Annotated in this window: 15 protein-coding genes; 8 read left to right on the forward strand and 7 right to left on the reverse strand. The window is 36.5% G+C overall.

All coding sequences use genetic code 11. The features are described 5' to 3' along the window. Positions 1 to 79: 79 nt before the first annotated feature. The 5 genes from ACFX4I_RS25695 to ACFX4I_RS25715 all read right to left on the reverse strand — a co-directional run bounded on the left by ACFX4I_RS25695 (position 80) and on the right by ACFX4I_RS25715 (position 3666). Positions 80 to 529, reverse strand: a complete 450-nt coding sequence (locus ACFX4I_RS25695; RefSeq protein WP_309519782.1) for a Ger(x)C family spore germination protein — start codon at positions 527 to 529, stop codon at positions 80 to 82. A 120-nt stretch (positions 530 to 649) separates the two neighbouring features. Next, positions 650 to 808, reverse strand: coding sequence for a hypothetical protein (locus tag ACFX4I_RS25700; RefSeq protein WP_230303199.1), 159 nt, complete (start codon positions 806 to 808; stop codon positions 650 to 652). A 181-nt stretch (positions 809 to 989) separates the two neighbouring features. Next, positions 990 to 1475 (reverse strand): TVP38/TMEM64 family protein, encoded by a 486-nt coding sequence (locus ACFX4I_RS25705; RefSeq protein ID WP_377424018.1) that lies wholly within the window; start codon positions 1473 to 1475, stop codon positions 990 to 992. 18 nt (positions 1476 to 1493) lie between these two features. Continuing rightward, complete coding sequence (gene blaI, locus ACFX4I_RS25710) at positions 1494 to 1874, reverse strand: penicillinase repressor BlaI (RefSeq protein WP_230303202.1); 381 nt, start codon at positions 1872 to 1874, stop codon at positions 1494 to 1496. Continuing rightward, the gene (locus ACFX4I_RS25715; RefSeq protein WP_377424038.1) at positions 1855 to 3666 is read right to left on the reverse strand and encodes a BlaR1 family beta-lactam sensor/signal transducer; all 1812 of its coding nucleotides are present in this window, start codon (positions 3664 to 3666) and stop codon (positions 1855 to 1857) included. Before ACFX4I_RS25715 ends, blaI begins: the two co-directional genes overlap by 20 nt. A 303-nt stretch (positions 3667 to 3969) precedes the next feature. Between ACFX4I_RS25715 and bla the strand changes: the two genes are divergently transcribed. Beyond that, positions 3970 to 4902 carry a class A beta-lactamase gene (gene bla / locus ACFX4I_RS25720; RefSeq protein ID WP_377424020.1) on the forward strand — a complete coding sequence of 311 codons (933 nt, stop codon included), beginning with the start codon at positions 3970 to 3972 and terminating at the stop codon, positions 4900 to 4902. 172 nt (positions 4903 to 5074) lie between these two features. On the opposite strand, the gene brnQ is transcribed toward bla, so the two are convergent. Both brnQ and ACFX4I_RS25730 read right to left on the reverse strand, forming a co-directional pair. Next, positions 5075 to 6418 (reverse strand): branched-chain amino acid transport system II carrier protein, encoded by a 1344-nt coding sequence (brnQ, locus tag ACFX4I_RS25725; RefSeq protein ID WP_377424023.1) that lies wholly within the window; start codon positions 6416 to 6418, stop codon positions 5075 to 5077. 654 nt (positions 6419 to 7072) lie between these two features. Further along, positions 7073 to 8710, reverse strand: a complete 1638-nt coding sequence (locus tag ACFX4I_RS25730) for a NucA/NucB deoxyribonuclease domain-containing protein (RefSeq protein ID WP_377424025.1) — start codon at positions 8708 to 8710, stop codon at positions 7073 to 7075. A 657-nt stretch (positions 8711 to 9367) separates the two neighbouring features. On the opposite strand from ACFX4I_RS25730, the gene ACFX4I_RS25735 reads away from it, so the two are divergent. The 7 genes from ACFX4I_RS25735 to ACFX4I_RS25765 all read left to right on the forward strand — a co-directional run bounded on the left by ACFX4I_RS25735 (position 9368) and on the right by ACFX4I_RS25765 (position 14560). After that, positions 9368 to 9961 carry an MFS transporter gene (locus ACFX4I_RS25735; RefSeq protein WP_377424028.1) on the forward strand — a complete coding sequence of 198 codons (594 nt, stop codon included), beginning with the start codon at positions 9368 to 9370 and terminating at the stop codon, positions 9959 to 9961. A 336-nt stretch (positions 9962 to 10297) separates the two neighbouring features. Continuing rightward, positions 10298 to 11005 carry a DNA alkylation repair protein gene (locus ACFX4I_RS25740; protein ID WP_283932209.1) on the forward strand — a complete coding sequence of 236 codons (708 nt, stop codon included), beginning with the start codon at positions 10298 to 10300 and terminating at the stop codon, positions 11003 to 11005. A 224-nt stretch (positions 11006 to 11229) separates the two neighbouring features. Further along, positions 11230 to 11838, forward strand: a complete 609-nt coding sequence (locus ACFX4I_RS25745; RefSeq protein ID WP_377424031.1) for an undecaprenyl-diphosphatase — start codon at positions 11230 to 11232, stop codon at positions 11836 to 11838. 309 nt (positions 11839 to 12147) lie between these two features. After that, complete coding sequence (locus tag ACFX4I_RS25750; RefSeq protein WP_377424033.1) at positions 12148 to 12414, forward strand: CPCC family cysteine-rich protein; 267 nt, start codon at positions 12148 to 12150, stop codon at positions 12412 to 12414. Between the two features lie 149 nt (positions 12415 to 12563). Next, positions 12564 to 13208, forward strand: a complete 645-nt coding sequence (locus ACFX4I_RS25755) for an HAD family hydrolase (RefSeq protein ID WP_377424040.1) — start codon at positions 12564 to 12566, stop codon at positions 13206 to 13208. A gap of 245 nt (positions 13209 to 13453) precedes the next feature. Next, on the forward strand, positions 13454 to 13663 hold the full coding sequence (locus ACFX4I_RS25760) for a hypothetical protein (protein ID WP_098373854.1): 210 nt from the start codon (positions 13454 to 13456) through the stop codon (positions 13661 to 13663). A 255-nt stretch (positions 13664 to 13918) separates the two neighbouring features. Next, positions 13919 to 14560, forward strand: coding sequence for a DUF4272 domain-containing protein (locus ACFX4I_RS25765; RefSeq protein WP_377424035.1), 642 nt, complete (start codon positions 13919 to 13921; stop codon positions 14558 to 14560). The last annotated feature ends 578 nt before the right edge of the window (positions 14561 to 15138 follow it).

Below are 15138 nucleotides of genomic sequence, written 5' to 3' on the forward strand. Positions count from 1 at the left end.
TTAGACTCTATTTTTGAGTTTAGATTTTCGTAGTAGATGGTGGCGGCGAGGATGGCCGCCATAGAAGTTTCTTATGGCACTAACGGGGCAGGTTAATCTCATACACAATCTGCTGACCAGTCTCTTTATCATAGCTTTTCACTACACCGCCTTTTCCCTTGCCTGTTATCCACGTTACAGCCTCTAGTTCTTCCTCATTCAAAACACCAGTCATTTTGTGGGTCATTCCATGATCACGGCGGCTCCTGCAAATTTGACTTGCCCATTCACTGATAAACTTTTTGCTACAGAATACTAGATCCTGAATGGAGCATGCTCTGTACTTTAATTTGCGGCATAGGAGGCAAAATCCTTGTTGTTCGATAGGCATTTTCGACAATATCAACCAGACGAAACGATAGAATCTCTCCTGCTGTCTTTGTTTCCAGTGTCTTGCCGCTTTTCCTTTACTAATGAGCACAAGACAGCTTGGTCTAATTTGATTATCACGAAGAACTTGATCAAGTAAATTTCCCAAACGATTTTGCAAGATCTTCACCTATGGAATCACTTTCACTATTCGAGATTAAAAAAATCTTATTTTAACCTTGTTTTTACTCTTTTTAAAACTTGCGTTAAAGCATATAAAAAAACCACTCAGAGTGGTTTTTTAATCTCGCATTGCTCCTGCCTCTCGGGAAGTCATTGCACCTTGTCCTTCGCTAACATCTTTTTGAATCTCTTGCTTTACTTTTTGTGCATTAGTTCCTGAAAATCCTGGTTTCATAATTGAACCCGAATTCTTTTTAGCTTGTTGATCCTGTTGCATACAAGTCCTCCTTAATCCATTGTTTAACAATCTTATTATTCACAATTGGCACTCAGTATATCCCGAGGATTTGAGCGGATTTTAACTACTAAAGGAGCAGGGTAGTTCCATAAACGTATCTTGATACCCAGTGTTTTTTTACCACACAAAAAACGCTCTCCTTTCCAGCGTTTTTCCATCTCTATTCTATTTGTCTTTTGTTTAAAACCCATTTTACCCCTAAAGATAAAATAAACAATCCACCAGCAGCAAGTGACACAGCCGAGATTAATTCCTTTCCTGTCAGGGAGAGGGCTTTTGCCAATTCGACTGAATATGATAGGGAAGAGGCTGTCATTAGTTTTGAGAGTGAAGCAATCAGGATAAATCTGCTGAAGGATACTCCGCCTATCCCCGATCCGAGGCAAATGATTTCATCTGGGAGAATGGGAATAACGAACAGAAGGAAAAGGATAGCCGTTTCATTTTTTTGCATATATTTCTGGTAGCTTTGCAAGTGCTTTTCTTTTACTAATCTTAATGTAAGCCTTTGTCCACCAATCCTAGCTATAAAAAACATGACTGCTATTCCGGAAATAGTTCCGAAAAAACTCAGATAAGTTGCGGTGAATGAGCCAAAAACTGCACTGCCTGCAGGAACGAAAAAAGCGATTTGGAAAAATCCCAAATCGCTTTTTTAATATTATTACTTTTTAGGTTTCTTATTTAAAATAAAGCGTAGTTCATTGATATCATCATCAGATAGGGTATCTTCCTGAATGAATTGGACAAGCATGGATTTCAGGGTACCTCCATAGATACGGTTGATAAATGATTCAGTCTCGGCACGCTGGCACTCTTCCTGTGTATAGAGCGGGTAAAAGGTGTAAACTCTTAGATTTTTATTTACACCTACTACATCTTTTTGAACCAATCGATCGAGAAGAGTGCGTATGGTTTTCGGCTTCCAATGGGTACTCTCCTGTAAGGAAACTATGATGTCATTTGCTGTTTGAGGGGCTTTATCCCAAAGCACGTTCATGATTTCCCATTCTGATTCTGATATGCTAGGAATGTTTTTCTCCATTTTTCTCCCCTCCATTTTCTTTATAGATTCCTAAATCTTTTAAAATTGATAAAGTAATTTCTCCCGCCTTGCTTCCAGATGAATCATCTTCATTTTGTATATTGGTAGCAAAGAAATAAGTATTGTTCTTCGTCTCTACATACCCGATAAACCAACCATTGATGTTTTTACCATTTACTGATCCCGTACCTGTTTTTCCTGATAGGCGAGCTTCCTCATTCTTTTCTAAGAGTAGTGCTTTCTTTACAGCTTGGATATGCATTTCCTTATATCCCAATTGATTGTAATAAAAGGCTTGCAGCAGTTGGACTTGCTCGACTGGAGAAATTTTCAATGAGGATTCGAGCCAGAATTCACCCAATTCCCCGGATACATCGGAATTTCCATAGTTTATCGCTTGTAGATTGGATTGTATTGTTTCAAATCCTGTTCTACGATCTAACTCTTGGAAATACCAGTTTACAGAATTTTGTAAAGCAGATGAGACATCCTGATCCATATTCCAAGCGTCATAGGGTTGCTCAGTCCCATCCCATGAAAGGGTGGATTCTTCGGGTGATATCACATTTGATTCTAGTGCAAATAAGGCACTATAGATTTTATATGTGGAATCAGGTGATACCCGCAACGTACTTTTCTCTTCATTATAAATGCGATATTGCTGTGCGTTATGATCATATAAAACAAAGCTTCCTTCATACCCTTTAAAGAATGGATGTAAATCCTCATAAACTGCTCCATCATCATTAAAAAAGTATCGGTCGTTTTCCGTTGCAAATGCGGAAACGAAAGGTAATTGGATTGTCAAAATGATACTGGCCAACACATAAATAAAGACGCTTTTTCTTATCGATTTTTTTGTGGAATGTTTATAGGCAGAAATTCGTTCAATTCGTTTTTTGATTTGAAGCTTCGAACCGTTTAAATGTGTCACTATCTGTAGCTTACTTGACCGTTTTGAAAGATCCAAAAAATTAATGATTGTATTTCCATATTCACTAAATGAATTATCATCTATTAACTGTAAAACAGATGTATCACATGCGATTTCCCGATCCAATCTCATTTCTCTAAAAGCAAGCCAGACAAGGGGATTAAACCAATAAATGATTTGATAGAACAATATCACGTAATTTGTCAGCAAATCCTTGTTTTTATAGTGACTCAGTTCATGAAGAAAGATATACTCGTAATTTTTCAAGCTAAGCCAGTTTTCATGCTGGGAAGGTAAGACGATATATGTTTGAAAAAGTCCGAATATCATTGGAGATTGGACTCTTTTCGAAATAACAATCTTTATTGATTTTTTAATCTGTAGTTTTTTCTTGCATTCTTCGAAAAGCACGAGAACTTCTTGATTGGAAAACGGAGAAGAATAATTCTTTATCCTTCTAAGTGTGAGCCATCCACGAACCATAGTAAAGGTAAATAAAAGCATCCCTGACATCCATAAACCCATCACTCCAATATTAAGTATGGACAGGTCCGGCCGATTGACCGATACAGAAAAGTCTTGTATTAGGTTTAGGCCTTGTATCATATCAGTTCCAGTTATTTTCATATTAGAGCTGGGTGCATTAGTCTGATATGTATCCCCACCACTAAAGAGGGTACTAAAATGATATAAATCAGTAGGTATGAATGGAAGTGCTAAAGCCATAAAAAGAAACATCCACAAATGATAGTACCATTTTGCTGTTAATTGTCTTCCAAACCATTTTCGTATAAGGAGAATAACAGCAACGGAAAATGAAGACACCAATAGACCTATTATAAAATGAGTTAAAAACATGTCCTTCAATACCAACTCTCTTGACTTTTAAATTTTAAAAACAGGTATATAGCATATTTATAGTGGCTTGAGGGTGAAAAATAAAGAATTGACTTTATTTGATTACATATGTAATACTGTACTACAGATGTAATAAGACTACAAATGTAATCCGTTATAACTTTTTCAATTCGTACATAAGAGTCTAATCAAATAATCAGGAGGACTGCATCATGAACAAAAGATAGGGTGCAAGAGTTAAAGATCCGGCTGGTATCCCAGGAGAATACATAATAAATATTTTTTAGAAAGAGGTTGAATCTTATGAAATCATTGAGCAACATTTTTAGTACTTCCGCATTCGGAAAAATTGTGCCTGTTCTATTTCTTTCATGTGCAACGCTTGTAGGCTGTTCAAACAATAACGTTAATGCTGAATTAACTAAACCTAAAAAACAAGAAACTGCCAATAATCATGATTTTGCTAAGCTTGAAGAAAAATTTGATGCTAAACTTGGTGTCTTTGCGTTGGATACTGGCACAAATCAAACCGTAACCTATCATCCAGATGAGCGTTTTGCTTATGCATCTACTCATAAGGCTCTAGCTGTAGGAGCACTTTTACAACAGAAATCAATAGAAGAACTTAATCAAAGAGTTACTTATACACGTGAGGATCTTGTTAATTATAATCCGATTACAGAAAAGCATGTTGATACGGGGATGACTCTTAAGGAGCTTTCTGATGCTTCTCTTCGATACAGTGACAATACTGCTGGAAACCTTATCCTTAAACAACTGGGGGGACCGACTGGATTTAAAAAGGCACTGGAGGGAATTGGGGATAATGTTACCAACCCTGAGCGATTTGAGCCAGATTTAAATGAAGTTAATCCTGGTGAAACTCATGATACGAGTACACCAAGAGCACTTGCTACTAGTCTTCAGGCTTTTACATTGGGAGATGCACTTCCAACTGAGAAACGTGAACTTTTAATAGATTGGATGAAGAGAAATACTACTGGAGATGCGTTAATTCGTGCAGGAGTGCCGAAAGGTTGGGTAGTGGCTGATAAGACTGGAGCAGGATCATATGGTACGCGAAATGACATTTCGATCATTTGGCCATCAAAAGGAGACCCTATTGTTCTTGCTGTCCTTTCAAGTCGTGATAAAAAAGATGCTGATTACAACGACGACCTTATTGCTGAGACAACCAAAGAAGTAATTAAGGCCCTTAAAATCAAAAATAAATAGAATATGATTGTACTAAAAAAGGGTAAGCAGCCTTTTTTAGTAGATTAATTCCTAAAACGATTGTTATGGTGACCTTCAAGAACGGACAAACAGGTCGGTCCTGGCTTCAATATTCAATTTTAAAAGGTCAACCAGTAAAAAATCACTGGGTTGACCTTATTTTAATATTTATTTAACTACTAGTTGGGGGATTAAGACCGAATTTCCCTCGTAGTATGCTACTGCTAAACCCTATAAATCCTCCAACAATTGCTGGAATAATCCACCCTAGTCCGACATCGTACATAGGAAGAATTTCATTAAAAAAATTATCAATGGATGAAAAGTGTATACCAGCTCGACTTAATCCATCAAATAAACTAATTATAAATGTTAAAAGTAAGCTTCCTTGATACACTTCAGCTTTCCCTTTAAATAAAGAATGAAAAAATGTCAAGAAAATTAATACAATGGCTAATGGATATATAGCTGTTAAGAGAGGAATAGAAACAGCAATTAACTGTGTTAGCCCAATATTGGCAACTATTGCACTAAAAATAGATAAACTAATGGCAATTGTTTTGTAAGGTACCTTTGGAAATAGTTTATGGAAGAAGGAAGAACAAGATGTAACAAGTCCTACGCTTGTTGTTAAACAAGCTACTGTAATCATTAATCCTAATAATATCCCGCCATAAGCTCCAAAATAATAATCCGAGACTTTTGCTAAGATAGTGCCTCCATTTTCCAGGTGCCCAAGTTTTTCTACACTTGAAGCACCCATATAAGCAAGAGCTGAATACATGGTTACTAGGAAAAAGGCAGCAATTCCAGTTGCTTTTGCACAAACAACCATAATTTGTTTTTTTGTTTTAGCACCTTTTTCTTTAATGGCATTAATGATGATGATGCCAAAAACAAAAGATGCAAGCGTATCCATTGTTAAATAACCTTCTCTAAACCCATTAAAAAATGGTTGAACTGAATAATTCTTAATAGGTGCTTGAAAATCTCCGATTGGATGATTAAAAGCAACTACTACTAGGATTCCAATGAACGTTATCTTGATTGGTGTTAATATTTTCCCGACAATTCCGACAACTTTCGCGGGATTGATCGAAAAAAGGCACGTAATGCTAAAAAAGATGATTGTAAAAATAAGTAAAGGCAGAGGGCCTGAATTTTCGGACAAAAAAGGTTTTACACCGATTTCAAAAGAAACGTTTCCTGATCTAGGCAAAGCAAATAAAGGACCAATGGCTAAATAAAGAACGGTTGTGAATACAATACCAAATACAGGGTGTACCCGACTTGCTAACGACTGTAAATCATCTTTCCCCGAAAAACCAAGTGCTAACACACCAAGTAACGGTAAGCCAACTCCTGTTATTAAAAACCCTGCATTTGCTGACCAAATATTCATTCCTGCTGATTGACCAAGCATTGGTGGAAAAATTAAATTTCCTGCCCCAAAAAATAGAGCAAATAACATTAAACCAATAACTAATATAAATGAAAAGGGTACTCTAGCAGCCAAATTAAAACCTCCATGAAAGAACTAAATTTTACTTTTTCAAAAAGAAATAATTTTCAAAAAATTGATCACGAATTAAATACATAAGATTGTATTATGACCTGATAAAATTAATTTCCATATAAATTTTAAGTTTCTCCTTTTGGGCGGCCTTATTTAATATGCAATAAGGTTCTTTGTTACTACCATGATTAAGATTCAAATGATAATCGCTGTGAATTACAGAAAATTCCCCTACTTAGCCCCCTATTAGTGGTATGTAATCATTAACTTAAATTCCATTTTATAACTATTAATTAGTGTAATACATACTTCTTTCTCTTTAAAGGATACAAAGGAGGAAAAAAACAAGAAATAAAGTTGTCATTAAGGGGGATAAAAGTGGTAGCTGTGAAAAAACAACGTATCAGATTAGTGAAACAAGAACTAAAGGAGATTTAAATGTAGAAGAGAATTAATACAGATATAAATTAAGGAGTGTTTCTAACTTGCTTGAAAATGCAAAAATGCGTGTTGAGAATAATACATTTTTGCTTATTTCGTTATCGGGGATATGATGGAAGTAGTCACTATAAATACCTAGTCAAAAGAGCTTAGATTGGAGTCTCCAAGCTCTATTGACTAGCCTTCGTCTTTTATTCAACTAGCATACTATTATCAAGGGATTGCATAGACTTCGACAGTGAAGCTTTCTCCATCGGTGTTTTCCGGTCTGGCGATGTAGAAATCTTCACTCGTTTTGATTTCTGACTCGGACCCGTTTGTAAGATCATAGAAGATCGTTTCGTCGATACCGAAGCTGATGTCTTTCATGACATCGAATTTTGCATCTTTAGGACCGCCGACGATTTTCCATTGTAACTTGGTCGCGTAAGTAGGGATGTTCCCGATCGTGAAGTTATCACTTGATCGGTTATCCTGGCCGTCCTGAGGCTGACCTTCCGATCGGATCGTCGCGATTTTCTCAGGAGCTTCGACCTCCACATTAAAAGCATCTCCATCCAGAATCCGGTCATAGGCGTACCAGGCACCGAGCCATGTCCCTGCAGCACCGTTCGAATCAGCGGAAATCATTCTTACAGAAAAATTATCCGATCCGTTCGTCGATGAACCTTCCCAGGTGGAAGCGAAAGGATATTCGTCACACTGCTTTCCTGTCCGATCCTCATCTCCGAACTCCCGGTCACAAATCCTTCTTGTCTTGTTCCTATTACGGTTGTATTCCTCCTGATGACGTTTTGTATACATCCGTGTCAGTGTACTGTCTCCTACAGCTCCTGGTATTTTCTTTCCAACCATTTGAGGCTTTGTCTGTTCTGGGTGGTCCATAGCGTCCTTCCAATGCTGACCGGCTTCAGTTAGCATTTCGAATTCCGGTTTCGTGATCGGGACATTGAAGACCGGTGTGGCTTTGCTGAATACGGCTCCTTGCCGGAAATATTGATTTGGGAAAGCGAACATGTATTTAGCTGAGTCATAACGGACGGACTGTTTAATGCCATCTATGCTTTTTTTGTATTTCCTTGCTGAATGGGTAAGGGTGAGTTTCGGCCAAAATTCCATGTATCCCAACTGGTCAGGATTGGCATCAGTTGCTGGGGGCACTTCTGAGGTGAAGATTTCTGTACTGAAGTTCGTGTTTTTCCAGTGGGCGATCGTTCGTTCCGTCGGAGGATAGTCGGGATCCTCTTTACAGTCACCTGCGTTCAATTTCGATTCACATACCATATCGATTTTCAACTTGGCTCCATTTAAAGCTGGATCGGTCACGATGATATCGTCAAGTGTATAATAGGTTCTCATGTTCCGGCTTTGGTTGGAACCATACCCTATTTCCGTGAATTGAAATTGAACCCCTGCGTTTATACAGATCCCTCCGATGCATTTTACAGGGACTTGATATGTCGCCACATGGGACCAACAGAAGGAATAACGGTTCTTGATATACCCTGTTTCTGAACTGCTGTCAGGACTTCTCCGGCATTCATCTACAGTCTGGATATGATCATAGTCAAATTCCGGGGGTACCCATCCGACCGCCGTCTTGATTGGAGGTGCCAAGTTCGCTCTGTATGTCGCTTTACTTTGCTGGTCTGCTTCCATCAATTCATCTAATGTCTGAATGCCTTCTTTTTGCTGAATTTGATCTTGTTTGATTTCAAGCTCCCCGAGGGATTTGCCTTGCTTCATCAGTTCGGTTGCCTTCTTGATCTTGTCGTCTGGGACCCAGTATCCTCCACCTGCTGAAGTTGCTTGTGTCTGTACAGGTGCAAAGATGCCAAGAGTCAAAAGCATGACAAGGAAAATCGAAAAAAATGCTTGTGTAAGCTGGACATTACAATTCCTCCCTTGTTGAATAGTAACAGCTGTTTACTGCCAATGGACTAGTCCGCTATTGAATCGGTGCGATTTAAATCGCTGATAGGTTACTACAAAACAAAATATTTGACAATACATTCCAAATCAAATAATGCTATCAACCTACATTTTTTACCAAATAATATTTAAATAGGAAGATGGTGGCCGATTCAAAAAACCTGATAATGTTAATGACAATAAAGATGTTGCATTAAATAAAGTTGATCAAAGACGAAGATGTGTTATTCAATTAAGGCAATTGTTCAATAACACTTAAATTCGAATAACATCTAGTTGAAGTTAGATTGATGATTATTCAAGAACAGGGCGCTTTTCCGAAGTAGGGATTGCGTTCTTTTATATGGGTAGAGAGGAGAATAAACTTAAATATTTTGAACACTCAGATTTCAATGCTTACTCTATAATTTATAAAATGATATAATTTCATTTATTGGGAAATTCAAGGGAGGCAATGGTTGATAATAGTTATGAGAAACAACACCTAAAAACACCAAAACTAACAATTTTATCATTCTTGATATCTATTGTATTTTCTGTTTTAGTCATAATAAATCTCTTTAGTAAGGTATGTTCGTGTTAAACATCGACCATAAGAAGACTAACTTAGGGCGTAATGGTCAGGTAAAAAAATTATTGTTTATTGTTTTTCTCTTTACTATTGTTAATTCATCAAATTCGTTTCTTTTACTAAGAGCAGCAGTTTTAGGAGTTTCTACTGCCAATGTTCTATTATTATATCTACTCTTTCACCTTACTGCGTCTTTATTATCATATATTTCCGGAGCGTTTTCAGATCGATACGGACGAAGAGGTATACTAACTGTAGGATATGCGTTATATGGATTTGTATATATTGGTTTTGCGGAAGTACATACAACGATTGGTTTAATCGGTCTATTTATATTATATGGGCTGTATTCAGCTTTTACTAAAGGGGTTGAAAAGGCGCTGGTTGCTGATATATCCAATCCAGAAAGTAAGGGAACTGCACTTGGTTTCTATGCCATGATTACGGGGATTGGCCTATTTCCGGCTTCTTTGCTTACAGGTTTGTTATGGCAGATATTTGGCGCTGAAGTTTCATTCCTTATTAATGGGGTCATCGCATTGATTGCATCTATTTTGTTATTTAGAATGCTCTCTATTAACGTAAGAAAAGCAACATAGATCTTAAATGATTGATAGTAGAGTCCATAAATAGTTAAGCAGATTATGAACAAAAAATGAATATACTTCCATTAAAGGCGCGTAAGCTGAGGAACAAGAACAAAGGGGAAATCTCATGATTCTAAGCGTTGTAAGCAACTGTAACAGAAGGCATTGTTACTTACCATCTGTTCGAGAGCAAAGTGCCAACATGCATTAAGTGGATTCCTGCGTAACACTCATGAGCTTAGACGGTAGTTATGCTGACAAATGGTAGTTTGATTATAGGAGAATGGTGATATATTTGATGGGCAAAATATTAGGGGGAAAACTCCGAAAAGAAGGAAGTGCTAAGCGATGAATTTAGAGATGGTTATGCAGGAACTTGAAGCCCTTGGCAAGGAACGAACTAAAAAAATGTACATATCCAATGGTGCGCATGAGCCGCTTTTTGGCGTGGCTACAGGCGCTATGAAACCAATTGCAAAGAAAATAAAAAAAAGTCACCGTTTAGCTGAAGACCTTTATTCCACGGGGAACTACGATGCAATGTACTTTGCAGGCATTATTGCAGATCCAAAAGCCATGACTGAGTCGGATTATGATCGTTGGATGGATGCTGCGTATTTTTATATGCTGTCCGATTTTGTAGTGGCCGTAACTTTAGCGGAGTCAGATATTGCACAAGAAGTTGCTGATAAATGGATCGCAAGCAGTGAAGAGCTGAGAATGTCAGCGGGCTGGAGTTGCTACTGCTGGCTTTTAGGGAATCGGCTTGACGTTGAATTTTCAGAAAGCAAGATTTCCAATATGCTTGATATTGTGAAAAATACGATTCACGATTCGCCAGAACGAACGAAATCCGCTATGAATAATTTTCTATACACCGTGGGGATTTCATATTTGCCACTCCATGAAAAGGCAGTCGAGACTGCAAAGGCAATAGGGACAGTAGAAGTCAAACGGGACAAGAAAAAAAGCAGTTTTCTAAATGCTTACGAAAGTATTCAAAAAGAAGTCGATAAAGGAAGGCTTGGTTTTAAACGCAAATATGTAAGATGTTAAAAAAATTAGCCTCGCATTATGAATCAACTATCGTGAAAAAGTTATTACTTCTCGATGATTTTGATTGGATCCATGAGAATATCCTTCTTAAACTAACGTGTGCTTTACTTCAATAAGGAAGGTTGCCGAGGCAGCCTTTTTCTCTAGGTTTAATTGAAGTTCATCTTATTTACATAATGGAACTTAATAGTTAAAGTGATAATACAATCAGGAGGAATTTTTCAATGGCTTTGTCCGAAATGAATAGTAAATTGTTTAGAATGATTAATAATCTAGGTAAACAATACACGGATCTAAATCCTTTCTTTGTTTTCATCGCTGAATACATGATTTTTTTCTTAGTATTGGCAGTCTTGATGTTTTTGTTTTCTCGAAGAAATAAAAATAGAATCATGGTAATCTGCGCATTTATTACATTAGTTATCTCGGAACTATTGGCAAAAATAGCAGGGCAATTCCACTCGAATAATCAACCATTTGCTGAGTTGCCCAACGTTAATAGGTTAGTTGAAAAAGCAGTCAATAATTCCTTTCCAAGCGACCATACGATCATATTCTTTTCATTTTGTATAACCTTCTGGTTGTTCAAAAGGGGTTGGGGGATTTTATGGGTGATTTTGGCTGTACTTGTAGGTATTTCGCGAATTTGGATAGGTGTCCATTATCCAGCAGATGTTCTTGTCGGAGCCATCATCAGTATCGTTTCAGCCACGAGCGTTTACAAAATTGTTCTTAAGTTAAGTCTGACTAAGAAATTTTTGGGGAATCAAGGCGAACCATCCATCCTATCTGCCCTATCAAAACAAAAGAAAGGTAAGTCAAAGGACTTTTAAAAAAGAGTCTTAATATACTACCAAACTAGCAGACATCGATCATTGCTTCACTTGCACTTGTGGGTTTAAGTCTAGTTTAAAGAACCGAACGGAAGAAGCAAAAAGCAAATGGAGCAGAACAGAAAATGATGCAATTATTAAAAGAAAAACGTTCTGATGTTCTCCTTGAACAATTTTTAAACTAAAAGGCTGATAGTTAAACAAAGGGTTGCTACGGCAACCTTTTTTTTAGGGAACTAATGGGGCAGGATAGTTGAAGAATTATGTTTAACTATAAAAAAGAATAACAAACAACTAAGAGGTGATTGTATGAAATATACTTGTCCTTGCTGTGGATATAAAACATTAGATGAAGAACCGACCGATACATATGCAATTTGCAAAATATGCTTTTGGGAAGATGATGGTGTTCAATTTCGAGAACCTGATTACGAAGGCGGGGCAAATGAAGTTTCATTATGGCAAGCACAAAAAAACTTTGTTAAGTTTGGGGCATGTGAAGAATTATGTATTGCTTTTGTAAGAAAGCCAAATAAGAAAGATATAAAAGACCCTAATTGGAAACCGTTTATTTAGATAAAGCTTTTAAGCTAACGGGCACTTTACTTCAATAAGGAGTTGCCTTGGCAGCTCATTTAACAGAGCAGGTTATTGTGTGGAAAACAGAATATTGCAAGTTAAATATTAATATGTTTGCTATTTCATTTTTGCAAAGGGGGAAGAAAATGTCACAATCATTGATTTTTGATATGGATGGTACATTATTTCAAACAGATAAAATCTTAGAAATATCCCTACAAGAAACATTTGATCATTTGAGAAATTTGAGTTTGTGGGAGCATAAAACGCCCATTGAAAAATACCGAGAAATTATGGGAGTACCTTTACCAGTTGTATGGGAAACCTTATTACCTGAACATTCGAGCGAAATCAGACAACAAGCAAATGAATTATTCCACGAGAAATTAATTACTAATATTAATGTAGGTAATGGTGCTTTATATCCGAATGTAAAGGAAGTTTTTGACCATTTAAAAGATAATGATTGTGGAATATACATAGCAAGCAATGGGCAAATAGAATATTTAAATGCAATCGTAAAGTATTATCATTTAGATAATTGGGTTACGGAAACATTTAGTATACAACAAATACAATCTCAAAATAAGTCAGATTTAGTACATACAATAGTGAACAAATATAATGTTGAAAAAGGTGCTGTAATTGGTGATCGATTATCAGATATTAAAGCAGCAAAAGATAATAGCTTAATAGCTATAGGGTGTAATTTTGATTTTGCTCAAGAAAATGAGCTTGCACAAGCAGATATCATCATTAACAGCTTAGTTGAATTGAAAACAGTTTTATAAAAATTAAATGACAAAAGCAATAAGGGAAATAAGGCAATAAGGTGCGTTAGGTGAAGATCAGCGCTGTCCTTAAGACAGCTTTTACTTTTTTGCAACAAATGGGGAAGGTTAGTTTAAGAAGATACATGGATCTGTATTATTGAGTGCCAGCGCATGTTATAATGAATGACTTACGATAATTACTGTTTTTGGACGGATGCCAAGTAAAGCCTCCGCATAGCGATAAAATATGGAGGTGTAAGAGATTGAATAAACAATGGACGATTGGCAAAATTAAAGAATTTGTTGAGAACAATTCGGAAAGTAAGTTGCTATCGACGGAATATCACGGTTTTTCTCAAAAGTTACTATTTAAATGTACATGTGGTAGCAATTTTGAAAAAACGTTTACGAAGTTTAAAAATAATAAACAACGTAAATGTGACGTGTGTCAACCGCCTAAAGCTGCACGATAACGGATAGTGAATAAACGAAGTGCTGATTCCTTTAAGGGAAGTTGGCACTTTTTTTTTAATAGGGTAATAAAAGTGGATTTCCTAAGGGGAGGTCTAGAAGAATTATTCCTTTTTAAAACTAGCGGGTGCGTTAGCTTTAAAAAAGGGCTGACATAAGGCAGCCCTTTTTTATGCAACTAAAGTCTCAGGGGAGTTGAGATTAATGGTATAATAAAAGATGGTGTGTGGAAAGTTTTTCTAATGGTGAGGTGCGGAATGAGAAGTTTGAAAAATAGAAAAAAAAGATCCGAAAAAATATTAAAGACCCTAAAGGTACCAATAAATAAACATTTACCCTTAACGGAAAATGAAGAAGAAGTTTCTCTTAGAACAAAGGAAGAGATCATTAACAGAATTATTCCATTAGCGATAGTCTCAGCAAAAGCGATGGAGGCTCCGCCAGAAAAAATTGAGGAATTTATTGAAAGGTATAATGCTAATGAATTATTCACAGAAGAAGAAAAAAAGTTTTTAATGAAAGAACATCTGAATCAGAACGAGCTGATTCAGTACTCTTGGAAGCTGGAATGTATTTGGCTTCTGCTTTGGTCTGTAAATCTAATATCCGATATAGATGTTCCAGCCGATACGTGTAATGCTGAATATGTTTTTGAGACGGTTTTTCTTCATTCTAAACAAGAGTTGCTTGATAAATCCTCTATAAAACCAACCAGTGCTATATTAGATAGCCTTGATTTTATTTATAGAGCACATTGGGCGGTACGAGAAGCTCAAATAAATCATTTGGAAGTTCCATCATCTCTAAATGAAGGCGTTGTATATGAAAGACACTACACTCTTAATTGGCTAGTAAATTATATGAATCAAGAATGGGAAGAAATAAGTACAGATACATAAAAGCACGAATACTTTTATGCTCTCATATCAGGGGCGAATGATCAGGGTTTACTTCAAACAAGGAAGGTTGCTGAGGCAGCCTTTTTCTTATGGCACTAACGAGACAGGTTAGCTGGATAAGGGACGAATTACCAGTACAAAAGTTTTCATAATTTGAGATAATCAATAAGCACCAAGATTTTGAATGTAATAGGGTGTATTAGTTGTAATTGTATGAATGAAATTAAGTGAACATTTCATGGGGAATGTATTACTAGGGCTACCAATCGGAAAATTTATTGCAGCCTATATAAGGCAATACACAGATAAAATTATAAATAAATTGTAGGTTCCATAAAATACATAGTTAAATAATTTAATCTTATTGAACTAAAGGTCGGTTTTGTAGAAGATGGAGTTGCGACGAGAGCTCTTTTTTCACGTAAAAGAACAGGCATGTTATAGTATAGGAGAACCGGATTTTATTTTATCTGAGGTAATCTTAATCATCAAAGGAGTTTTTTCATAATGCATGTGCTACAAAAAACACAAAAAATAGTTCGCTATCAGAATCAACAGGGCAATATACATTACGGTAT

It is taken from the genome of Peribacillus sp. YIM B13472, from assembly GCF_042788005.1.
Lineage (GTDB): Bacteria > Bacillota > Bacilli > Bacillales > DSM-1321 > Peribacillus > Peribacillus simplex_E.